The organism is Singulisphaera photorubra (assembly GCF_045290345.1).
Taxonomy (GTDB): domain Bacteria; phylum Planctomycetota; class Planctomycetia; order Isosphaerales; family Isosphaeraceae; genus Singulisphaera.
This window is the reverse complement of record NZ_CP155447.1, coordinates 2,270,261-2,292,411: the sequence shown is the minus strand read 5'-3', so window position 1 is coordinate 2,292,411 and position 22,151 is coordinate 2,270,261. Positions and strand designations below refer to the sequence as shown.

The following is a 22,151-nucleotide window of genomic DNA, read 5'->3' as shown; positions in this document are numbered from 1 at the left end:
GGTGGTCTTCCAGGACCAGGTAGACATCGATATCAACCTCAATATCGGCTCGATCGGGCCCAATACAAGGCCGATCCGATCGCCGGCCGCCTATCCCGAAAGACTGAGTGGTGCCCACTTGACACCCCTGAGACCGATTTGTAGATTCTTTTTGAGATTAAGTCTCAATCTCACTGAATCTGATTTCGTTGGGTTCTTCAGCCGGTTTGAGACGATCCTCGCTGAGCCGCAAGCTCCCCTGGAGCGATGTGCCTGGTCCGCCATCGCTCACTCCGCCGACTTTTGATGTCATTGCCTTAAAGCGAAGGCATCAGAGAAAGGTTCCCGATTCCATGTTTCGGTCTCTGTTCCGCGATGCGCGTCGCGTTCGTTCTGCGTTTACGCTCATCGAGCTTCTCGTTGTGATCGCGATCATCGGAGTTCTCGTCGGGCTCCTCTTGCCCGCGGTCCAGGCGGCCCGCGAGTCGGCCCGTCGGATGCAGTGCACGAATCAGTTGAAGCAACTCGCCTTGGGGATGCACAACTTCAACAACTCGTTCAATCGGTTCCCCCCGGGTGAGGTCTCGACGAAGGCCGCCGACATGGAGCGCTACGGGTCGTGGCCGACGAATGAATCGGCCATGCACCAGGTCCCGGCGATCCTCGTTTTGCCTTACGTGGAAGAGCCCGCCGTGGCCTCCCTTTGGGAGAAGTTCCGCCAGTACAAGCTGGACGGTGGGACATTGACTCAGGACACCTGGCCGGCCCCGCAACGTGAAGCCCTGGCCGCCCAGCCCGTGAACCACCTGAACTGCCCCTCCAGTACGGTCCCGCGGCTCTGCGAGTGGGACGGGGGCGTTTATTTCACCTCGTCGACGACTTATGGCTACAACTGGGGCACGACGATGAAGGGGCAGACGAACAGCACAGGTGCCTATGTTGCCGATGGCACATTCCACACTAACTCACGGACGAGCTTCGCCACCATCACGGACGGCTCCTCGAACACCTTGCTGGTCGGCGAACGCGATATCAGTGAGCGGAACTGGGGAGCGGTTTACGGCAGCACCGCCTACCGCGACCTTGGCGCTTGGGCTCAGTGCGGCAAAGGATTCGGCTGGACGTCGGGCCTGACGTACGCCCCTTTGAACTATCGGTTCACCGACTCCGTTAAGCTGAATCCCCCCACCGGCGCGGTCAAGACCGAGATGTCGAACAAGCGAATCCATGCCTTTGGATCGCAGCATCCGGGAGGAGCCAACTTCGCCTTTGGCGACGGCAGCGTCCGCTTCCTCCGCGACAGCATCAACCATGCCGTCTTCCAGTCGCTCTCCACTCGCGCGAAAGGGGAGATCAGTGAAACCAACTAACCTTCTCACGAGCGAGGCGGTGATGGAGCCCCCTCCCCTGCATTTGCTTTCACCCGAGACAGAGAGTCCCGCGCAGACTGCGACGCTGGACCGACCCGAACCCACAAAATCGACGCGGGCCGTCGTTCGCCCCCGGGTTACGGAGAGTCTCTTCCGCGTGATCTGGCGATGGCACTTTTATGCCGGCATGATTATTGCTCCCGTCCTGGTCGTGATGTCGATCACCGGCGGGCTCTACATCTTCAAGAGCGAGATCGAGGAGTTTGCCCGCGGCGACATCCTGTTTGTGAAACCGGGGACCTCGCGGGTGAGCTACCAGGCGCAGGTCGACGCCGCTCTCGCCGCGAGTCCCGGATTCGTACCTTCGCAAATCCAGATCCACAACGACGCGAACCGCGCCACGCTGGTGACGCTCCGACCGGCCGGCCCAGGACAAGACAAGGCGCCGCCGCGCGACAGGGGCCGCCGCTCACGCGTCGTCAGCGTCAATCCCTATGACGGCAAGATCGTGGGTGTTCTCTCGGGGAATTCGAACCTCAACACGTTCTTCACGACCATTCTCACGATCCACCGCACACTCTGGGCCGGCACGACCGGGCGCGTGATTACCGAGTTGACGACGAGTTGGAGCCTCGTTCTCCTGGCCACCGGGCTCTACCTCTGGTGGCCCCGCAAGAAGGCCAAGGCGGCCGGAGTCTGGACCGTCCGCTGGAAAACGAAGCTCTACACAAGGCTCCGTGACCTCCACTCGGTGGGCGGCTTCTACCTGCTACCGATCTGCGCTCTGATTGTCGGAACAGGCATGTTCTACACGCTGAGCCTCGGAACCGTAATTCACGAAGCGGCCGAAGTTTGGGTCGGTGGGGACGAGGAACCGCGAGACGCCGGACGTCGAGGGGAAAGTGCCACCGCCAAGGTCGCGGCCAAAGGTTTGGAAGGCGAACGAACAGGCCCCGAGGGAAGGCCGGCCGCCACGAAGGGGGAGCGAACTCGCTTGGCCCTCGGGGCCCAAGGAGGTGCCGGTCGGGCGGGCGCTGCCCAGGTCCAGGGGCCGAAAGCGTTGCCGCTGGACGACCTCCTGACCGTCATGAAAGCGAAGTACCCGGACCGGATCTTGTTCGCCACACTCGGCAACGGCGGCGGCCGACGCAGGCCGACGACTCGGCCAGCGCCCCAGAATTCCATGCAAGTCAGCGCGGGCAATGATTTCAATCGAACCTACGGCCCGATCATCAGCACCAACGTCACGCTGGACAAGAGCACCGGCAAGATTCTCAAGCAGAAGTCAAACTCCGAGGAACCGTTCTTCTGGCACGCGTGGACCTACCCGCTGCACGTCGGCAGCTTCTGGGGCCTGTCAACCAAGATTCCCTGGTTCATCGCCTGCGTGGTCCTCACCGCGCTGCCGATCACGGGGCTCTGGATGTGGTGGGAGCGGCGACCGAAAGGCAAGGTCGGCCTGCCTCGCAAGCCCGAGGTGCGGATGCCCTGGTGGCTCGGCGCCTTGATCGGCGTCCTCTGCATCATGCTGCCGATGATGGGAGCGAGCGTCGCTTTGATCCTGCTCGGAGAAGGCGTCGTTCGTCTGTTCCGGCGGTTCCGCCGACCGATCGCCACCGTCGCCTGAATCTGAGTAAGCCAAGAAGAGCAATGACCCGATAGCGAGCGAAAAACCGAGCGACTCGCCAACCTCGACTCGAGGATGACGAATTCGCCAGCGAGTGAGGAGTGTCAGTCCATAGCCATGGGTTAATTCTCATAAACAAGCAAGAAAAGGCAAGGGAGCTGCCCCCCCCCACTCGCCTGAGAACAAGTTTCTGATCGCTTCGAGCTCCGCTGGTCTCCCGCTTTGTCTCGGGGCATCGAGTGAAACACACAGGCCATCCACCCGCTCCTTGATTCATCCCATGCAAACACTACCAATATTCATGATCTCGATACGTTGCTGTTCCCTTTTGGTGGTCCCACTGCTCGCCCTCGGCTCACTGGCTGGCTGCTCGGGAACCTCGTTACCAGAAATGGCCAACGTCAGCGGAGTGATCCTGCTCGACGGCAAACCGCTTGAAGATGTCGAGGTCGTATTCGTCCCGGTACCTTCGACGGGGGGCCAGCCCAGCCCGGAAGCCACTGCCTTTTCGGACCCTGAGGGACGGTTCCGGCCACAGACAATGATCGAAGGGGCCTCGCACGACGCCGTTGTATTGGGGACTCATCGCGTGGTTCTTCGGGACCTCAAGACGATCGCAGACTCCGCACCTGATCCGAAGCAAGAGTACGCCGGCGAGACCACGGGGCGGCCCCGCAAGAGCCGCTTCTCGCCGGTCTTCGCCGCATCGCACACCTCGCCCTTGCCCGCCGTCACCATCGGCCGAGGTCCGCAAGAACTGGTACTCAAGCTCGACTCCAGGACGAAAACCGGCATCGCCGCCGTGACCCCAGCCTCCGGCGGCAGCTAACGTGCAATTCTCTTCATTCACTGTTTTTTGAAGGCGCGGCCGATTCACCCACTGCAAATCATCAATGAACCGCACCTGCGCCGGGATGGCGGCAATGCTTACTGCTCACCGCGCGCAGCTGTGCTTCCTGACCTCTTAATATCCCCCTGAGAACCGTGTCTCATCGCGCTCCGGGGAACACTTGCTGCCCTCGTTCGGTTACGAGATGTGCATCGGAGTCAACCAGCTTGATCTGGCCGTTCGAGAACTCATAGGTCTCGAGCACCTTATCAAAAAGAATTCCTCGACCAGGAGACTCGATCCATGGCCGGATCACGATCTGGATCAGCCAACTCCCTTTGTCCGCCTGCTTGACATCGACTACCGCGCCGTACCAGCCGACCACACGAGCGTTCCCTTCCTTAAACGCATCGGTATTGTTGAGCCAGAGAAAGTGATTCGTACGGTCAGGAGGCTGGGGATCACCCTTGGCAATGGCGACCGCAAAGTCTTTCTGAAGGATCAACATTTCGCCAGTGGCGTCAGCATCCGGAACAATCTTTGTGCCTCTGTTCTCGACAGGAGCGATCACAGTCGTCCGGGGACGTTGAAAGGTTGGCCCATAGCGAACAACCGGATAACGTCCGACTTTTGCAAGTTCCAAAGCTTCCTTCAACCGCTTGTCCTGGATCGCTCTGAGTTTGACCACCTGGGCCGGGCTTGGAGGACCATTTTTGGCGTACTCGGATCGCAATCTCGCCACTTCCTCTGCACTTCTTTCTGAGCGTAACTTGACATCGGCACCGTTTGCCTCTCGTGTTTGCCCCGAAGTCTCTGGAGACTGGGCGCCAACATCTCGCAACGCAAAGCTCAAAACGCTTGTCCCTGCCAACAACGCGACGGCGATACAGTATCGTGCGTTCATTGCAGTACATCCGCCTTTCGGGAACATCCGTTTTTCTTGCTTGCAATCTTGCATTTGACAGGCCCGGATTTAACACACTTCGCAGTTAGCGTAATGACCGAGAGCGGACCGTACTGCATACAAACATGCTCACAACATCTAATCCCAATTCCACTTGTCTATTTCCAAAACACGCAGTTAAGCAACCTATCAATATTTGCAATTTACCGTTTTTCGTCAGATATCATACCCCAACATTCCGTCGAGAGCCCATCTGCTCGCAGATTCACGTCAGGGGGCGAGTCGGTGGCCATGGACTCTTGGACCGCGGCATCGCCGAACTCGTCCGCGCCGCCCAGTTGATCGAGTTCCAGAACCCGTTCGCCAACGACTGATCCCCAGTCCGAGCGAGTCGACCGCACGCACTGGCCGGGCCCGTTCGGGCGGACGGAGTCCCCTCAGGCTCCCCTTCTTTTTTGTGTGGCTCACCCGGCTCGGGACAAACGCAGAGGGGTGCTCCGCTTGATTTCGACGCGCAAGCCCCAAGGCGAAGGGGGGGGGAAGTGCACACTTCCCCTCTTCGCCTCAAATCATTCCAGGGCCGGGCTGATTTTCAGAACGTACCGCTCCCGTGTGAGGAGAAGTACGAGACTCGAGAAAGCGGTAGGCAGAGCCACGGCGCACCAATTGCCTATGAACCTTATGAGTGCCATTCCTTAAAAAAAGAACCACAACGGCTCGGTTCGCTGATCAGAGTGAGGGTGGAGTGTCATGCCTTCCGCGAATCAAGATTTACATGGTAATGCCCCCGACAAGTCCCCGGTCGCCCTGCTCTTGATCGACGTGATCAACGACCTGGAATTTCCCGGCGGAGACCAACTACTCCGGTTCGCGGAACCAATGGCCCACCAGATCGCCCTCCTGAAACCGCTCGTTCGACGGGCCGGGATTCCAGTGATCTACGTCAACGATAACTTTGGCCGTTGGCGGTCCAATTTCCAGGCCTACGTCGATCATTGCCTGAACGACAACGTCCGAGGCCGCGTGCTCGCCCAACAACTCAAGCCCGACGAGGACGATTACTTCGTCCTGAAGCCGAAACATTCCGGCTTCTTCTCGACCACCCTGGAAATTCTTCTCCATTACCTTCAGGTCGAGACGGTGATCCTGACCGGAGTTGCCGGGAATATCTGCGTCTTATTCACCGCCAATGACGCATACATGCGTGACTTTCATCTGATCGTGCCAAGCGACTGCGTCGCTTCGAACAGCGCCCATGAAAATCAGCATGCCCTGACTGAGATGCGAACCATTCTCAAGGCCGACACCCGGCCCTCTAGCGAGCTTGACTGTGAAGCCCTGAAACGGGGCGAGTCTGGAGGCCGTTGGTAGCACTTTCTCCTCTACAGTCGCTTTTGCCACTTTTGGCAGTGCCTGGGTACGACGCTTTGCGGCTCGGCTTGGTGGGGGCGATTCCCACTTCGATTCGATGCGTCAGAGCTTCGTGCCGAACCGGCCGCCCCTGGCGGATGTCCGGCTCGGCCTGGTGGACTATTTCACGCTCCGCGGTCTCGCGGCGTCGGAGGCGTCAGCGCAGGCGAGTCGTCTGCTGACTCGGTTCACGCACGACTATGCCAAGGTCTTCGCCAACCAGTCGGCCTTCCAGATCCTCGCGCTGGTCCTGTCGTCAGCCGTTGTGTTGGCGATCTGCCTCAAGCCCCTGCCGCCGCAGGCGACTGGACCTCGCCGCGGCTGATCCATCGAGGCCCCCGCGGCTCACGGCTTGTTGCCGAACGGCGCGGTCGAGTCATAGGGTGGACGGACCAGCGAGGGGGGCGAACAGTCGCGGCCTGTCCGACGAGACGACTCGGGGCGTAGGGGGATCGGCCGCGTGGTTGTCGGCTGCGTCGGTTCACGGATTCCCAGGGAATATTCGTCATTATTGCGGTTGTTTGCGTAAAGTTGGGAGCGACTGCATAATTGTCCAAAATCTCATCATTCATAAAAGTGATTGCAATAATTCGGTTTCGCCTATTTCATGCAAACTGTGTCAAGATTGACGAATGCCCCTTTTTGGCCCCACATAGGCGGTATGTGCGCATGTCGAATTCATTGCAAAGCTTGCCCATTATGCAAAATTGGGATTGTCATAGCTGCAGCGATTGCTGCCGGATCGAGGCGGTGATCACCGACGAAGAGAAGCAACGTATCGAGGCACTGGATCTGGCAAACGACTCTGAGGTTGCTCCCAAGCCGTGGTTCGCGCCAGTAGCTCGGGGCTCCCAAAAATGGAAGCTGACACATCGGCCTGATGGGGGGTGCGTCTTTTTGACGACCGGCAACCGCTGCCGGATTCAAGAGCGTTACGGTGCCGACGCCAAACCATTCGTATGCCGCTTGTTTCCCTTTGTCCTCATACCCGCAGGTAATCACTGGCGCGTCGGCATGCGCTTCTCTTGCCCGTCGGTCGCAGCAAATTCCGGTCGCCCGGTGGCCGACGCTGAGAAAGACCTGGTGCACCTGTCGCACTTGTTGGAGCGACACGCAGGCAGGTCGGCGGACAGTGCGCCGCCTCCCTTGCTGCAGGCCGGTCAGCAGCTTTCGTGGCCGGATGTGTGTCGGGTAGTCCAAGTGCTGGTGGAGATCGTGCAAGACCGCGGCGATCGCCTGGAACGGCGGTTGCGCAAATGCTTGGCCGTGGCTCGCATTGGCGGCCAAACGCAGTTCGACAGCCTGCAAGGCAATCGTTTGAGTAAGTATTTGCAGGCGGTGCGTAACGCCGTGGAAACGGAAGTGCCCCGCGAAGTTGTGGACATGCCGCCGCCCGACCCGCTGCTCGGCAGAGTCCTGTTTCGCACCCATCTGGCCATTTTTGCCCGCAGGGATCGCGACGAGTACGGAGCCTCAAGCATTCGGCGACGGTTGGGCAGAGTGCTCGAAGGTTGGCGCTTCGTCAGGGGCAATGGCCCCGTGCCTCGAGTCAACGAGTTTCTTCCGAAAACCAGCTTCGAGGAGCTCGAAAGATGCAGCGGGATGTTGCCGGAGATGGATGAGACTTTGGAGCGTTATTATGTGGTCAAACTGAATTCGCTGCAATTCTGCGGACCGCCCAACTTCGACTTGCCGCTCTGGGCCGGGCTTGAATCGCTGGTCCTCACGCTGCCGATGATCCTGTGGCTGAGGCGTGCTTTTACTGACCAGTCTCCGGTGGACGCGGTGCAGCAAGCGATTCTGCTCGTTGACGATCATTTCGGGGGTAATCCGATGTTGGGCTTCCCCCATATTCAGTATTTGCTGCGTACCTTGGCCCAGCGCGGTGAGTTGGAAAAACTCGTGGCCTGGTATAGCCGCTGAGACCACCCGCTTCTGCGCTGCGGGGGACGATCATGTGACTGCCGCGCTTCCGAATCCGCACGCTCATGCTGGCCGTGGTCGTCGTCTCAAGACAGTCGCCAGTCCAACGGCACTTCCTCGTGGTTCTTGCTCAGGTGGAAGTGTTCGTGGACCTTCGCCACCCACTCCAGCGAGGTCGTGTGGTGCTGCCCGTCCGGGCTGTCGTGCTTCGCCAGCTTGATCGAATCGCCCTCGACGTGATCCACCTTGCCGATCTTCGTGCCGCATGAGGCGCAGACTTCCAGATGCACGCGGATATCCGCGATTGAATCGATCGGTCCGGCACTCTCTATAAGCAAGACTGCTGACTTGTTGGCATGTTCGTTCGCCATGTTGCCCTCCGTCGGTTCGAGGGTCACATTCCGGTTGGCAGGTCATATTCTCGTATCGGTAGCAACATGCGTGTATCAACGGTTGTAAGGCACGACTCAGCCGGTACGATGTGAACGACGGTCAGAATTCGTCGACGGCCACGAGATCGACATTCGCCGGCCCGTTAAGGACCTTGCCCAATCGGTCAAAACGGGAACCGTGGCAGGGGCAGTCCCACGTCTTCTCCGCATCATTCCAGGCCACGATGCAGCCAAGGTGCGGACAGATTGCCGTGCATTCGTGCACCTTTCCCTGGTCGTCGCGGTGGACCGCGATCAACGACAGGCCGCGCCGAACCACTGCTCCCGAGTTTCGTTGGACCTCATCGGCCGAGCCGACTTCGCCCCCCATGAGCCAGTCACCGTATTGCCTGGCCACATTGAGATTCTCTTTGGCAAACTCGCCCGCGGCCCTCAGCGTCCTTCGCGAAGGGTCATAAAGGGGGGTCCAAGGGTTGTTCCGCCCCTGAATCAGGTCCGTTAAGAGCATCCCCGCGATGGTGCCGTGGGTCATGCCCATCCCGCAATCTCCCGTCACAATGAAAACACCGGGCTCATCGCCTGGGTTTGGCCCGATGAACGCCAGTCCGTCGATCGTCTCCATCACCTGGCCCGACCAGCGAAATTCGACGGGTCCCATCATCGGGAAGCGGCTCCGCGCCCAATCCTCGAGGCGGGCATAACGCTCGGGTTGATCTTCGGCCTGCCCAGTTTTGTGGTCCTCTCCCCCAACGATGAGGATTTCGGTATCGGCCCCAAGCGGATTCGCCTCCACCGCATCATTTTGAGGCGCCTGCTGGAGCCGGACATAGTGGTAAGGGTCGAGCGTATCCCAGTAAAGTCCTTTGGCAACGGCCCCGCGAGGCACGTGTGCCCCGATCACATAGGATCGATAGGGAGCTTGTTTGGTGTGGATCGCCACCAGGTCATTGACGGGCGTGTTTGTAGCGACCACAACGGCATTGGCGGTGACCACCGGCCCGGCCGCAGTCTTCACCCGCGAAGGGAGTCCCCCCTCGATCGTCTGAACGTGCGTCCCTGTATAAATCCGGCCTCCGGCGCTTTGAAAGGCCCGGGCGAGACCCGCCAGATACTTCAGCGGGTGAAACTGTCCCTGGGCCGGAAACCGGAGACAGGGCCCGGTGTCATAGCAGGTCAGCGGAGCGCGAGCGAGTCCCTCCACGCTCGTCAGACCGGCTCGATGGGCCGCACTGAGCTCACGTTCGAGCAGATCCGACGTGTCTCCGGGGGGGAGAAAGAGATAGCCGTCAAGTCGCTCGAAATCACAGTCAATTTGCTCCAGTTGAACGATCGCCCCGATGCGTTCGATGGCTGCCGAGTGGCTTTCGGCAGCGAGCCGAGCGCCTTGCTGCCCATGGAGCCGCTCGATCTCGAAATAACGGTCGTCGAGAGCGTTACTCAAGTGGGCGGTGGTTCGCTGGGTCTCGCCCCCGGCAAGGGGACCGTCATCAAGCACAACGACCGACTTTCCCTCCCGGGTGAGCAGATATGCGGTCGTCATCCCCGCAATGCCGGCACCCACCACACATACGTCGGCTTTCGTGTCACTACCAAGCGCCGGATGGGGGGGCAAGACGGTGGTCGACGCCCAAAGTGAAATGCTTGGCCCAACGCGATCCCGATTCATCGTTCTCGCCTCCCGTTGGTTTCTGGCTCTGTTTGAAACGGTGGGCCTGGAAGTTCGCAAGCTTCTTGACGCATGAATCCGCAGTAAATGAAATGCGAATTCCTTTACATCTCAGAGGTCCGATCTCCGAAAATTATCCGAATATCCCCAGAAATCCGGGCGAGAGACCGCACGATTTCCTGGCTGCATTGAACGACAGAACGCGCAGCCAGCAGGCCTACCCACCCGAAGCCAACGAACCCATGGCCCGCCGCGTCCTGGCCTCCCGATCAATCTTCGTTGATCTCAACATCATGTTTCTTGGCGGCACGCTTGATCCGCTCCTTGATGGTCTTGACCTCAGCTTTGGCGTACTTGGCGGCATTATCCGCGTGGTGGATGTAGCTCCACGCCGCGCGAACATGCTCGGGGGTATCGATGGGGTACTTGTTGTTCACGGGGTCCGCGAACTCGACGTCCCCATATTCGTGCTCGCCCCGCTCGGGGTTGACATCATCTCGTCGTTTAATTCGCGCAACCATGGGATTGGCTCCCCTCGTACTGGCTCGAGCCGATCAGCGATTTCCCAAACGGACAGGCTTGGGAGCAAGATCGATCCTTTCCTCTTCAATTCATCACGCTCTTAGCCATCGCCTCTCTCTCATTCAGGAACAGCAATCAGCGCGCCATCAAAGCTCGGAATTGATTCGAAAGTTGGCCTCGCTTTCGTACGAGAATAGGGTCAGGGCCACGAGCATCGTCTTGGTCTGGCACTTGCACGAATGGCATTTCATTGGGCAGAGAGCCCTTGCGCGACAATTCGGCCTCGACGCACCCAACCGATCGATCCCTAGCCAGGGGCCAGAAACCTCAGTCGGAACCGAAGTTCGAAGCCGATATGTCGGGTCCAGAGCCCAATAAACGGAGACTGGGCCTGGATGCCGACGAGGCGTCCCACGGCAAAAAGCGGAGTAACCGCTACTCGGACAAGCATCATCTGCCGAGCAAGCAAAGCCCGATTTAGCGCGTTGCGGGAAAGCGTCTCGGGTTTCACCCCGAAAGCAAAAAAAAAAAGGCAGAAGCCGCGAAGATTAACCGAGCGTCTTGATCGGGGTCCCCTCGGAGAGTTTGCGGGGGATCTGCTGGAATTCGTCCCAGTATTCCCGACTGGGGGCGAGGCCCAGGTGATCGAGGATCGTCGCCGAGAGATCCGCGGGGGTGACCGGACTATCCTTCACGTAACCACCGAACTCGTTGGTTGCACCATGGACCTGGCCGCCTCGCACGCCTCCCCCCGCGACGAGGGCGGTGAAGGCATGCGGCCAGTGGTCGCGCCCCGTTTTCTCCGTCATCGCATTTTGAACGGTCTGGCCGATCTTCGGCGTCCGACCGAACTCGCCCGTGGCCACGACCAGAGTGGTCTCCAGCAGGCCACACCGTCCCAGGTCGTCAAGGAGGGCGGAAAAGGCCCGATCGAACCGGGGCGCAAGCCGATTCTTGAGCGACGGAAAATTGTGATTGTGCGTGTCCCAGAACGGGGAGACGGAATCCGTGCGTGTTTCGTCGTCCCAGTTGACCGTCACCAGCGGGATACCTGCTTCCACCAACCGACGCGACAGGAGCAAACTCTGAGCGAACTTGCCATCCCCATACAGTTCGCGAACCGACTGCGGTTCGCGAGACAGCTCGAAGGCTTCGGCGGCACGCGCATTGTTCAACATCGCAAACGCCGTTGTGTAGTCGTTGCCGAAAATCGCGTTGTGGGCGCCCAGGTGCGGAGCCTGCTTGCCGGCCGCGGATTCCAACTGCCCGAGGAGCGACCGGCGGACTCCGGCACGGTCTGGAGGAACGTTCTCCGGCAGCTTCAAGCCGGGGACCTGAAAATCGGGCCGGCTGGGGTCGCCGCTCACCAGGAAGGGCCGGAATGCCGCCCCCATCCGGCCCCCGGTCTGACCGGCGATCGGCTTATCCTGCCCTGCGAACTGCGTGTACCAGGGGAGCACGACCGACGGTGGCCAACCTTCGAGGTTCGGCCCGAACCGCATCACCATCGACGCCAACGACGGCCAATCCTCAGGCTTCGCCTGGTCGGTCGTGGGCGGCCCAAAGTAGGGCCGCCCACTGTAGATCTCGCTGCAAGCCGGCCCGTGCACCGGCATGTGGTGGGTCATCGACCTGATCAGGCTGAACTTGTCCATCCGCGCGGCTAGGAGTGGCAAATGCTCGCAGAGCTGGACGCCCGGCACCGTCGTCGCAATCGGCTTGAATTCGCCGCGGATCTCCGCAGGCGCTGAGGGCTTCATGTCCCAGAGATCAATATGGCTCGGGCCGCCGAACAGGAAGATGAAGATGCAAGAGTTGGCCCGAGGCTTGGCCGCCGGCCTCCCCTGCTCCGCCCGCGCCCGACGCCGATCGAGCTCTGCAACCGACAAACCCAATGTGCTCAGCCCGCCAACCCGCAACAGCTCGCGCCGGGTGATCCCACGCCCGCCCAAGGATAACTCGTCGCGCACGATCGAGAACATAGCCTTGACTCCGGGGATCGAGGATCACGGGCGATGTCAAAGGGCTTCGAGCTGGGGACACTTCACCTCATGCACATTCACCTTGGCTTCTTCAAAAGCAGGGCGTGAATCGACCACGTTGGGCAACGTGCCGGTCGACTCTTCAGCCAGCACGCCCCCTTCGGAATCGAGTCTCGACCGACAACGGCCGGGTCAGCTCGTGGAGAGCTTCGCCGCAAGCTGGGCGACGTGTCGCCCCTGAAAGCGGGCGATGGCCAGTTCGTTAGCCGTCGGGGTGCGTTCCCCGCGCGGGCCGGCGATGGTCGAGGCCCCATAGGGAGACCCGCCCGAGATCTCATCCAGGTTCAAGAGCTCCTTCGCCGCGTACGGCACGCCGGCGACCACCATTCCTTGATGGTAGAAGAACGTATGCATGTGGACAAGGGTCGTCTCCTGACCGCCGTGCTGGCTCGCGGTCGAGGTGAACGCGCTGCCCACCTTGCCGATGAGCGACCCTTTGGCCCAGTGGCCGCCGGTCGCGTCCAGGAACGCCTGCATCTGGGAGGTCGCGGCGCCGAAACGCGTGGGAGAGCCGAGGATGATCCCGTCCGCATCGGACAGGGCGTGCGGATCGGCGATCGGTACGTGGGCAAACGATTTCTTGGCGTTCACGGCCCCCATCTTTTCGAGCACCTCGGTGGGCAGCGTCTCGGCAACCTGGGCCAAGTGCACTTCCGTACCAGGAACTTCCTTCGCGCCCTCGACAATCGCCACGGCAAGTTGATAGACGTGGGTGTAGAGGCTATGGAACACGACCTGGATTTTCACGGGCATGGGACTCTTTCCTTGAGAAATCATGGAACGGATCGACGGAGTCTGTTCTACCGTATCGCATCGACGAGGCGAAAGTGCCCCCCTGCTTCGATTCCAGGCCCGGAATCGGCCTTGAGGGAGACTCTTCTCGCAGTCATGATCGTGGAGCCTCCCAGGGGTGCCACCTGGGGATGAGGCATGAGCACCCGTTCGCCTGGGCTGTGGACGCAAAGGATTGACGCGCGATGATCAAGGTCCTCTCGGTGATCGGCACACGGCCCGAGGCGATCAAAATGGGGCCGGTCATCCGGGCGCTGAGCGAGCGGCGGGAGACGTTTGAGTCGAAAGTCTGCGTGACGGGGCAACACAGGCAAATGCTGGACCAGGTGCTCAACCTGTTCCAAATCGTCCCTGACCACGACCTCGACCTTATGACCCCAGGTCAGACGCTGGCCCGCCTCACCACGTCGGTCATTGAGGGAATGGACCGGGTCCTCCACGTGGAGCGGCCGGACTGGGTCCTGGTTCAGGGCGACACCACGACGGTCATGGCCACGGCCCTGGCCGCCGCCTACCGCAAGGTGAAGGTCGGGCATGTCGAGGCCGGCCTGCGCACCTATGAGAAGAACCATCCCTTTCCCGAGGAGATCAACCGCCGCGTTGCCTCGGTGGTGGCCGACCTGCACTTCGCGCCGACGTCCCGGGCCGCGGAAAACTTGCTCCGCGAAGGAGTGCCTCCCGGCACCGTCCGGGTCACCGGCAATACCGTCATAGATGCCATCCAATGGGTCGCCGCGGGCGACCCGGAACCTTCGCAACGTCTGCATGAAAACCACGGTCTGGTGAAGCCAGTGCAACGGATCATCCTGGTCACGGCTCACCGTCGCGAGAGCTTCGGCCGAGGGATCGAACAGGTCTGCGAAGCGCTCCGCGAGATCGTCGCGAACCACCTCGACGTTGAGCTCATCTACCCGGTCCATCCCAACCCGAACGTTCATGAGCCGGTCTACCGGCTCCTCGACGGCGTTTCCGGGATCACGCTCCTGCCGCCACTCGACTATCTGTCATTCGTCCGGCTGATCCGCCGGAGCTTTTTCGTGATCACCGACTCCGGGGGCCTGCAAGAGGAAGCGCCCGGCCTGGGCAAGCCCGTCCTCGTGCTCCGTGAGACGACGGAACGCCCCGAGGGGGTCGATGCCGGGACGGTCCGGCTCGTGGGGACCGACCGCGCCCGGATCGTCGCGGAGGCCAGCCGCCTCCTGACCGACCCGGCCGCCTACGCGGCCATGGCCCGATCGATCAACCCCTATGGAGACGGCCACGCGGCGGGCCGAATCGTCGACGCGCTGCGATGGGCAACAATTGGGGGGTGAATGAATGGGTTGGTTACGGCGGGTCTGATTCCGCGAGATCCGCCTTCGACAACCGCACGACTCGTGGTAGAGTGCCGCCCCGTCGACGAACGGTTCCCTTCAATCCATGGATGGCCCCTGGCCGATCGTCATGCTCGACTCTGCCTCGACCCAGGACGGGCCGCCGGAAATCAGCGTCGTCGTCCCGTTGCACAACGAGCAAGAGACGCTCGTCGAGCTCTACCGCCGCCTGAGCCTGGCGCTGCGGTCGCTGGGCATGACCTATGAAATCCTCCTGGTCAACGACGGCAGCCGGGACGCCACGCCGGGGATGATCGCCCGGTTGCAGGAGTCGGACCCGAACCTCGCCGCGCTTCACCTGAGCCGGAACTTCGGCCATCAAGCCGCGGTCACGGCGGGCCTGGATCACGCGCGGGGCCTGGCCGTGGTGATCATGGACGGCGACCTGCAAGATCCCCCCGAGCTTCTCCCCGAGCTCGTCGCGCTCTGGCGCGAGGGAAACGACGTGGTCTACGCCGTCCGCCACCGGCGGCAGGAAGGCTTACTCAAGCGGCTCGGCTACTTCGCCTTCTATCGTCTCATGCGTTCCATGAGTGACCTCGACATTCCGCTCGACAGCGGCGACTTCTGCCTGATGGACCGGCAAGTCGTCGACGCGTTGAAGGGCCTCCCCGAGCGGCTCCGGTTCGTCCGCGGCCTGCGGAGCTTCGTCGGTTTCCGCCAGGTCGGCCTCCCCTACGACCGACCCGCACGCGAAGCCGGGACCTCCAAATACCCGCTCCGCCGCCTGGTCGCTCTGGCGGTCGACGGCCTGGTCAGCTTCAGCAGCCGCCCGCTTCGCATGGTGACCTACCTCGGGATCGCCTCGGCGACGGCCGCCGCCGCCCTGATGGTCTGGGCCCTGATCGACGCCTTCAGCACCCGGTCAGCCCCGCGCGGCTGGGCGAGCACGATTATCGTCGTGCTCTTCATGGGCTCGATCCAGCTCATCAGCCTGGGGATCATCGGTGAATACATCCGCATGATCTTCCTCGAGGCGAAGAAGCGGCCCACCTATCTCCTCATGAAACCACGTCCAACCCCGCCCCGCCGTTCTCGACCGAAGAAACGCTCGTTCACCGAACAGCATCCAGCCTTACGAGGCCCCCATCGCTTCCGAAGCGCCGAGCCCAGACCACAACCGAACCATCCCCGCCTCGACGTTGATAACACCGCCTGACCAACTCACGGCTGGTGTATTGATGACGTCGTCCCCATGCCAGGAAATCGAAAAGGCCGATGGCTCCCAGGGTTAGCTCGCCATACCGGCCCAACCCCAGGCCATTGTCGCAACCAGCCTCTGGATTCAGGACAATCAAGCGAGGCGACGAAATTCGATAGTGAGAAACAATCTCCTCGCCGCCCTCTCGGAGAGATCCCGATATTCTTCAGAGTGGTCGTACCCTGGATAATGACGGCCGACGACAGGGGCAGCAGATGCACCCTGCCAAGCATGCATGTTATGCGCACTTATCAAGGGGACGGTGATGTTTCAAGACGGTTGACTCGCCAAACTCGACCACGACACCTGATTGATTAGGCTTTTCCTATCCAATGTTCCCCTAACGCTCGATCGTTTCTAGATTCCGTCGATCGAACGCTTGTGCTCTGATTGACGGTCAGTTACAAAGTAACACTATATTCCTCGAAAAAAATGGAATCAGGACGCGGATTCTGGCAAGCCGCAAGGATCCACGCAATCACTTCATCCTTCTTTTGTCAGATGAGGTTTTGTCTTTGATGTGGAAGCACACAATTCGCAGTGCGAACGTCGCAGCGGCATTCCTTTTGCTGCAATTTCTCGTGGGCTGTAGTGGTGATTCGGACAATCTGCCCCGAGAAGGACTCTCTGGAACGGTCGCCGTAGAGGGCAAGCCGTTAGCCAAGGGCCTGATCACGTTTCTTCCGGATAGCGCCGAAGTCACAACTCAGGGTGGGTCAATCATCCTCGACGGCAAATATGACATTCCGCGTGGTCAGGGATTGGTCCCGGGCAAGTACAAGGTTGTCATTACCGCTCCTGATGACAAGGGGGGAGTGATTACCGACAAGACCAACAACGCCCCCGGCATGCCCCCGGTTATTCTGAAGGAAACCATTCCCCCCCAATATAATTCGGGATCGCTCTTGACCGCCGAAGTGAAGGCGGGGGCCAAGAACGTCTTCGAATTCAATCTGACGAACGCGACCATGTCGAAATAACCGGTGATTTCGGGTCGCCGGTCATCGATCCCATTCCTTGTTAGGCATGCGGACGGATTCTCTTTCGTATCATTTTTTTGAGTCTCTCCTGTTTTCTTCCACGTCTTTCCCAGGAGGAATGTGCATGAAGTCTCAGCGTCGCGGGTTCACTCTTATCGAACTCTTGGTGGTCATCGCGATCATCGCCGTCCTCATCGCTCTCTTGCTACCGGCTGTCCAGGCGGCCCGCGAAGCAGCAAGGCGGTCCCAGTGCGTCAATAATCTGAAGCAAATGGGACTGGCCATGCATAATTACGAGAGCACCAATGGGTCGCTTCCTCCCGGTATCAAAGGGTGCTGCTGGGGAACCTGGTTGGTCTTCCTCATGCCCGGCATGGAGCAGCAGTCTCTTTACAACGCCTGGAACATGGTTGGGAACGGTGCCAACCCGGCAACCGCTGAAGGGCTGTTTCGCTACAGCGGCGTGGCCAACATCACCGTCTCCTCGACCCGGGTCAACACCTACATGTGCCCGAGCGATGGCAGCGGCACCAGCGTGACGCCCATCGGCCAGACCCTTAACGGTTTGGTCATGAGGGTCACCTCGCAGAACTACGCCTTAAATTTCGGCAATCTCCACTCGGTCCAGCCGGCCTCGTTCGACTTCGGCGGAACCACGTTCACCTTCGGTGGTGCACCGTTCACCGACATGATCACTCCTGGCGCGGGCATGAGCAGCCAGCGGGTCGCAACCTTTGCCTCCATCTCGGATGGTCTGAGCAACACCATCGGCGCTTCGGAAGTCATCGTCGGCACGGGAAGCGGCGGCCAGTACAGTGCCGCTCAGGATCTCCGCGGCTTCTCGTGGTGGGGTAGCGGTGCCAGCTTCACGGCCTGGCAGACGCCCAATTCCACCCAGCCCGACGTCACCGAGGCCGCCTCGTACTGCGTCTACCCCTACCAGGCAAACCCGCCGTGCATCGCCGCGACGGCCACCCTGCCCAAGTTCAATACGGCGCGGAGCCGTCACTCGGGCGGTGTGAACTCCCTGATGCTCGATGGTTCGGTCCGGTTCATCAAGAACTCGATCAGCCCGATCACCTACCGTGCCATTTCGACGACACGGGGTGGAGAAGTCGTCAGCGCCGACTCTTACTGAGGTTGTGCCGAGAGTCGTGCACTCCAGCAGGGGAAGTTTCCAATGATCACCTGATCCGAAGTTCTTAACCTGCTGCGAGATGCGGCCCTCTTCCAAAACCTCGGATCGAACGAAAACTCCCGCTGGACGACCCGATTCACTCGGTCGTCCAGCGGGAGTTTTGCTTTGCGCAACGACTCAAACCCGGTTGATCACCACAAGGAAATCAGGGTGGTGGGCCCTGCCCACCACACAGGAGGAGTCGATCCTGGCCGTTACCAACACCGGTCAATCCTTCCGTAGGTAGATGCTTCCCCCAAACCGTTTGCCTCCACTGCAGTGTGGTGGTGGGTCCAACGCTTCCCGTAGGATGGGCACGGCCCACCGTAATTTCTCAATAACCCCGGGTGGTGCATTCGAACAGTGGTGAACTGCACTCACGTTTGCAGCGTCCGGATCGCCTTTTGAGGACCATTGAAGGCATCCGGGGTCCATAAGCAGCCGTCCCTGTTCATCAGTGAACAGATTGTTGCCCGGGGTAATTGAGAAGTTACGGTGGGCCGTGCCCACCCTACGGGAAGCGTCGATCCCGGCCGCAAATCGATCGCGAGCGGGATCGGGTTATACGAAGCTCGCGCACTCGCGGTCGGGCCGCCGGCAACGCCAGGGAACAACACCGCGCAACGAAAAACGCCCCGACCCTTCCGTGAGGAAGGATCGGGGCGTCTTTGAAGGATTCCGGCGATCACCGACTTTCGCGCCAAAGGCACTATCATGGGCCTGACGGGCTTAACGGCCGTGTTCGGAATGGGAACGGGTGGGACCCCGTCAGTATGTTCGCCGGAAAAGCAACCGGCAGGCGATCAAACCCGCCGGTTACGTTGTGCTCAAGCTTCACAGTGGTCGTCACGCAAGATCCTACCGCCACTTCGATGGGCATGACCAACCGACTTCGAGTCTCTTCACGACGCGTGGTCCCCGTTATTGGATGGGAATACGTCGCCGTGTGATCGATCGAATGCGATCGGTGAATGATGCAACCCTGATTCCTGTCCGTGTCGAATCCCCTAAGGGAGCCGGCGGACGGATCGGGGTGGTCAAGCGATCGGCTGTTAGGACCGGTCGGCTGCGGCGATCACTCGCCGTGCACTCCCGGCCTATCGACCTGGTCGTCTTCCAGGAGCCTTCGCACTTGCGTGCTGGAAACCTCGTCTTGAAGAGGGCTTCGCGCTTAGATGCCTTCAGCGCTTATCCTTTCCCGACCTAGCTACTCGGCGATGCCCTGAGCAGAACAGCCGATACACCAGAGGTCGGTCCTCCCCAATCCTCTCGTACTAGGGGAGACCCTTCGCAAGTTTCCTACGCCCACGGCAGATAGGGACCGACCTGTCTCACGACGGTCTGAACCCAGCTCGCGTACCGCTTTCATTGGCGAACAGCCAAACCCTTGGGACCTTCTCCAGCCCCAGGATGCGATGAGCCGACATCGAGGTGCCAAACCTCCCCGCCGCTATGGACGCTCGGGGGAGATCAGCCTGTTATCCCCGGAGTACCTTTTATCTGTTGAGCGACGGCCTTTCCATCCAGCACCGCCGGATCACTAACGCCGACTTTCGTCCCTGCTCGACTGATGGGTCTCGCAGTCAGGCACCCTTCTACGTTTGCGCTCATGTTGCCAGATTGCCGACCTGGCCGAGGGTACCATTGCACTCCTCCGTTACTCTTTGGGAGAGACCGCCCCAGTCAAACTGCCCGATGAGCATGGTCCCGGTCCGGGCTACGGACCGGTGAGGATCAGAGTCATTTCAGGGTGGTATTTCACCGATGGCTCCCTGACGGCTGGCGCGCCGGATCACGGCCTCCACCTATGCTACAGAAAGGACGCTGACCCAATGCCAACCTGCAGTAAAGGTTCACGGGTCTTTCCGTCTGACCGCGGGTACGTGGCATCTTCACCACGGCTACAGTTTCACCGGGTCCCTCGTGGAGACAGTGCTCCAGTCGTTACGCCATTCATGCAGGTCGGAACTTACCCGACAAGGAACTTCGCTACCTTAGGACCGTCATAGTTACGGCCGCCGTTTATCAGGGCTTCGGTCGCCAACTTCAGCTGCGCCTCATCGGCTCCTTAACCTACCGACACCGAGCAGGCGTCAGACTCTATACGTCCTCTTGCGAGTTGGCAGAGTCCTGTGTTTTGATAAACAGTCGCTAGAGCCGATTCTCTGCGGCTCTCCTTGCGGAGAGCACCCCTTGTACCGAAGGTACGGGGTCATTTTGCCGAGTTCCTTCACGAGGGTTCTCCCGAACGCCTTCGGATACTCGCCTAGCACACCTGTGTCGGATTGCGGTACGGGCCAGATGGTTCGTCCCCGCGGGGCTTTTCGTGGCCGAGAGTTCATCAGGCTTCCAGATCGAATGCTGTCGGCCTTGCGGCACGGGGTAATCTAACACCCCGACCTGACTCTCCTCGGCGTCCTCCGCGGTTCAACCTTACCATCGGGTGGCGGAATATTAACCGTCTGTCCATCGGCTACGCCCTTGGGCCTCGCCTTAGGTCCCGACTGACCCTGGGCGGATTGACCTTCCCCAGGAAACCTTGTGCTTTCGGCGGACAGGCTTCCCACCTGTCTTGTCGTTACTCGTTCCGGCATTCGCACTCGCCCGCGCTCCACTGGTCGTTTCCATCCAGCTTCATTGCGGCGGGCGACGCTCTCCTACCATCAGTTTAACCTGATCCGCGACTGCGGCACGACGCTTAGTCCCCGTCATTTTCGGCGCGGGATGGCTCGACCGGTAAGCTGTTACGCACTTTTGAAATGATGGCTGCTTCTAAGCCAACATCCCGGCTGTCACCGCGATCCCACTTCCTTTGCCACTGAGCGTCGATTTGGGGGCCTTGGTCGGCGGTCTGGGTTGTTTCCCTTTTGAACGTGAAGCTTATCCCCCACGTTCTGACTCCCGGGGTCCGTCGTGCGGTATTCGGAGTTGGGTTTCGGAGGGTAGGCGGGAAGCCCCCCTACCGAATTCCGTCGCTCTACCCCCGCACGATATGTCCCGAGGCTGGCCCTAAAGCCATTTCGGAGAGAACGAGCTATCTCCAGGTTTGATAAGACTTTCACTCCTCCCCACGGGTCCTCCCCAGTTTTCAACACTGGTGGGTTCGGTCCTCCACGACCGGTTAGGGTCGCTTCAACCTGCCCATGGGTAGTTCACCTGGTTTCGCGTCTACTGCACCCGACTATGGCGCCTGATGAAGACTCGCTTTCGCTACGGCTCCCCTGAAGGGTTAACCTGGGGCCGGATACAGTAACTCGCCGGATCATTATGCAAAGGCACGCGGTCACGCGGCCTGAAGGCATCGCGCTCCCACCGCTTGTAGGCACGGGGTTTCAGGTTCAGTCTCCTCCCTAATCGGGGTTCTTCCCACCGTTCGGTCGCCCTACTGGGTTCGCTATCGGTCGTCATCGAGTGCTTAGCCTTGCGGGATGGTCCCCGCCGATTCAGGCCGGGTTTCACGTGCCCGACCCTACTCGGGTACCGAAGAGGAGTTTGCATCGTCGCTTACGGGGCTATCACCCGCTCTGGCGCTCCGTTCCAGGAGGCTTCAGCTGACGCTCACTCATCCCATGTTATCGGCCCACGACCCCGAGTGGTGTCCCACTCGGTTTAGGCTGATCCCGTTCGCTCGCCGCTACTGGGGAGTCTCGGTTGATTCCTTTCCTCCGGGTACTGAGATGTTTCAGTTCCCCGGGTCTCTACAGGCATTCCAGGATCGACGTTCGTTGGGCAACTCCCTGGACTTATCGCAGCCTTCACGCCTGTCTCTCTGATGACGCCTAGGCATCCCCCGTGCCCTTAGGAGCTTGACCACGCCGATCCGGACGCCGCGGTTCCTCGAAAGAAACTCGACAGCCAGAAAGGCGAGGGTCAGTCCCGATCTCTCTTCGATCGAGTGCCCAGTGTCTCGCGACACAGGACCACTCTCACTTGGGTAACGATCCCAATGTGAGGCCGGTTGCTT

16 protein-coding genes and 2 rRNA genes are annotated in these 22,151 nt (G+C 60.4%); 10 read left to right on the top strand and 8 right to left on the bottom strand.

Going from position 1 to position 22,151, the window contains the following annotated elements; genetic code table 11:
* The first annotated feature begins 332 nt into the window (after positions 1–332).
* From V5E97_RS08870 to V5E97_RS08860, 3 genes are all read left to right on the top strand, one after another.
* Entirely contained in the window at positions 333–1,349 is a 1,017-nt protein-coding gene (locus tag V5E97_RS08870) for a DUF1559 family PulG-like putative transporter (RefSeq protein WP_406698964.1), read from the top strand.
* Positions 1,336–2,976, top strand: a complete 1,641-nt coding sequence (locus V5E97_RS08865; RefSeq protein WP_406698963.1) for a PepSY-associated TM helix domain-containing protein — start codon at positions 1,336–1,338, stop codon at positions 2,974–2,976. The genes V5E97_RS08870 and V5E97_RS08865 overlap by 14 nt, the downstream gene beginning before the upstream one ends.
* Before the next feature lie 301 nt (positions 2,977–3,277).
* Positions 3,278–3,805 (top strand): hypothetical protein, encoded by a 528-nt coding sequence (locus V5E97_RS08860; protein WP_406698962.1) that lies wholly within the window; start codon positions 3,278–3,280, stop codon positions 3,803–3,805.
* 160 nt (positions 3,806–3,965) lie between these two features.
* Here the strand turns inward: V5E97_RS08860 and V5E97_RS08855 are convergent, their stop codons facing one another.
* The gene (locus tag V5E97_RS08855) at positions 3,966–4,709 is read right to left on the bottom strand and encodes a hypothetical protein (protein WP_406698961.1); all 744 of its coding nucleotides are present in this window, start codon (positions 4,707–4,709) and stop codon (positions 3,966–3,968) included.
* Positions 4,710–5,459: 750 nt separating this feature from the next.
* On the opposite strand from V5E97_RS08855, the gene V5E97_RS08850 reads away from it, so the two are divergent.
* The 3 genes from V5E97_RS08850 (at position 5,460) to V5E97_RS08840 (ending at position 8,042) form a co-directional block, all read left to right on the top strand.
* Positions 5,460–6,080, top strand: coding sequence for a cysteine hydrolase family protein (locus tag V5E97_RS08850; protein WP_406698960.1), 621 nt, complete (start codon positions 5,460–5,462; stop codon positions 6,078–6,080).
* Positions 6,081–6,177: 97 nt separating this feature from the next.
* Positions 6,178–6,444, top strand: coding sequence for a hypothetical protein (locus V5E97_RS08845; protein ID WP_406698959.1), 267 nt, complete (start codon positions 6,178–6,180; stop codon positions 6,442–6,444).
* Positions 6,445–6,788: 344 nt separating this feature from the next.
* Complete coding sequence (locus V5E97_RS08840) at positions 6,789–8,042, top strand: YkgJ family cysteine cluster protein (RefSeq protein WP_406698958.1); 1,254 nt, start codon at positions 6,789–6,791, stop codon at positions 8,040–8,042.
* 86 nt (positions 8,043–8,128) lie between these two features.
* Here V5E97_RS08840 and V5E97_RS08835 read toward each other — a convergent pair whose 3' ends face one another.
* The 5 genes from V5E97_RS08835 to wrbA all read right to left on the bottom strand — a co-directional run bounded on the left by V5E97_RS08835 (position 8,129) and on the right by wrbA (position 13,417).
* Positions 8,129–8,413 carry a DUF2171 domain-containing protein gene (locus V5E97_RS08835; protein WP_406698957.1) on the bottom strand — a complete coding sequence of 95 codons (285 nt, stop codon included), beginning with the start codon at positions 8,411–8,413 and terminating at the stop codon, positions 8,129–8,131.
* Positions 8,414–8,534: 121 nt separating this feature from the next.
* Entirely contained in the window at positions 8,535–9,974 is a 1,440-nt protein-coding gene (locus V5E97_RS08830; RefSeq protein WP_406698956.1) for an FAD-dependent oxidoreductase, read from the bottom strand.
* 395 nt (positions 9,975–10,369) lie between these two features.
* On the bottom strand, positions 10,370–10,621 hold the full coding sequence (locus tag V5E97_RS08825; protein WP_406698955.1) for a DUF6582 domain-containing protein: 252 nt from the start codon (positions 10,619–10,621) through the stop codon (positions 10,370–10,372).
* Between the two features lie 549 nt (positions 10,622–11,170).
* Complete coding sequence (locus V5E97_RS08820; protein ID WP_406698954.1) at positions 11,171–12,604, bottom strand: DUF1501 domain-containing protein; 1,434 nt, start codon at positions 12,602–12,604, stop codon at positions 11,171–11,173.
* A gap of 192 nt (positions 12,605–12,796) precedes the next feature.
* Positions 12,797–13,417: an NAD(P)H:quinone oxidoreductase gene (gene wrbA, locus V5E97_RS08815; RefSeq protein WP_406698953.1), complete on the bottom strand. Its 621-nt coding sequence runs from the start codon at positions 13,415–13,417 to the stop codon at positions 12,797–12,799.
* Positions 13,418–13,641: 224 nt separating this feature from the next.
* Between wrbA and wecB the strand changes: the two genes are divergently transcribed.
* The 4 genes from wecB to V5E97_RS08795 all read left to right on the top strand — a co-directional run bounded on the left by wecB (position 13,642) and on the right by V5E97_RS08795 (position 18,148).
* Positions 13,642–14,769 (top strand): non-hydrolyzing UDP-N-acetylglucosamine 2-epimerase, encoded by a 1,128-nt coding sequence (wecB, locus tag V5E97_RS08810; RefSeq protein WP_406698952.1) that lies wholly within the window; start codon positions 13,642–13,644, stop codon positions 14,767–14,769.
* A 106-nt stretch (positions 14,770–14,875) separates the two neighbouring features.
* A complete protein-coding gene (locus V5E97_RS08805) occupies positions 14,876–15,988 on the top strand; it encodes a glycosyltransferase family 2 protein (protein ID WP_406698951.1) in 1,113 nt (370 codons plus the stop codon).
* Between the two features lie 560 nt (positions 15,989–16,548).
* Positions 16,549–17,010 (top strand): hypothetical protein, encoded by a 462-nt coding sequence (locus V5E97_RS08800; protein ID WP_406698950.1) that lies wholly within the window; start codon positions 16,549–16,551, stop codon positions 17,008–17,010.
* Between the two features lie 124 nt (positions 17,011–17,134).
* Positions 17,135–18,148, top strand: coding sequence for a DUF1559 family PulG-like putative transporter (locus V5E97_RS08795; RefSeq protein WP_406698949.1), 1,014 nt, complete (start codon positions 17,135–17,137; stop codon positions 18,146–18,148).
* A 715-nt stretch (positions 18,149–18,863) separates the two neighbouring features.
* Here V5E97_RS08795 and rrf read toward each other — a convergent pair.
* Positions 18,864–18,972: ribosomal RNA gene (gene rrf / locus V5E97_RS08790) — 5S ribosomal RNA — on the bottom strand.
* Positions 18,973–19,220: 248 nt separating this feature from the next.
* A 23S ribosomal RNA gene (locus V5E97_RS08785) occupies positions 19,221–21,999 on the bottom strand.
* Positions 22,000–22,151: the final 152 nt, after the last annotated feature.

Excerpts from the sequence above, each read along its gene's own strand:
- V5E97_RS08830 (WP_406698956.1), bottom strand. The coding sequence starts at position 9,974 with ATGACGACCGCATATCTGCTCACCCGGGAGGGAAAGTCGGTCGTTGTG.
- V5E97_RS08870 (WP_406698964.1), top strand. The coding sequence starts at position 333 with ATGTTTCGGTCTCTGTTCCGCGATGCGCGTCGCGTTCGTTCTGCGTTT.
- V5E97_RS08820 (WP_406698954.1), bottom strand. The coding sequence starts at position 12,604 with ATGTTCTCGATCGTGCGCGACGAGTTATCCTTGGGCGGGCGTGGGATC.
- V5E97_RS08850 (WP_406698960.1), top strand. The coding sequence starts at position 5,460 with ATGCCTTCCGCGAATCAAGATTTACATGGTAATGCCCCCGACAAGTCC.
- V5E97_RS08855 (WP_406698961.1), bottom strand. The coding sequence starts at position 4,709 with ATGAACGCACGATACTGTATCGCCGTCGCGTTGTTGGCAGGGACAAGC.
- wecB (WP_406698952.1), top strand. The coding sequence starts at position 13,642 with ATGATCAAGGTCCTCTCGGTGATCGGCACACGGCCCGAGGCGATCAAA.
- V5E97_RS08835 (WP_406698957.1), bottom strand. The coding sequence starts at position 8,413 with ATGGCGAACGAACATGCCAACAAGTCAGCAGTCTTGCTTATAGAGAGT.
- V5E97_RS08800 (WP_406698950.1), top strand. The coding sequence starts at position 16,549 with ATGTGGAAGCACACAATTCGCAGTGCGAACGTCGCAGCGGCATTCCTT.
- wrbA (WP_406698953.1), bottom strand. The coding sequence starts at position 13,417 with ATGCCCGTGAAAATCCAGGTCGTGTTCCATAGCCTCTACACCCACGTC.
- V5E97_RS08860 (WP_406698962.1), top strand. The coding sequence starts at position 3,278 with ATGATCTCGATACGTTGCTGTTCCCTTTTGGTGGTCCCACTGCTCGCC.
- V5E97_RS08840 (WP_406698958.1), top strand. The coding sequence starts at position 6,789 with ATGTCGAATTCATTGCAAAGCTTGCCCATTATGCAAAATTGGGATTGT.
- V5E97_RS08845 (WP_406698959.1), top strand. The coding sequence starts at position 6,178 with ATGCGTCAGAGCTTCGTGCCGAACCGGCCGCCCCTGGCGGATGTCCGG.
- V5E97_RS08805 (WP_406698951.1), top strand. The coding sequence starts at position 14,876 with ATGGATGGCCCCTGGCCGATCGTCATGCTCGACTCTGCCTCGACCCAG.
- V5E97_RS08795 (WP_406698949.1), top strand. The coding sequence starts at position 17,135 with ATGAAGTCTCAGCGTCGCGGGTTCACTCTTATCGAACTCTTGGTGGTC.
- V5E97_RS08825 (WP_406698955.1), bottom strand. The coding sequence starts at position 10,621 with ATGGTTGCGCGAATTAAACGACGAGATGATGTCAACCCCGAGCGGGGC.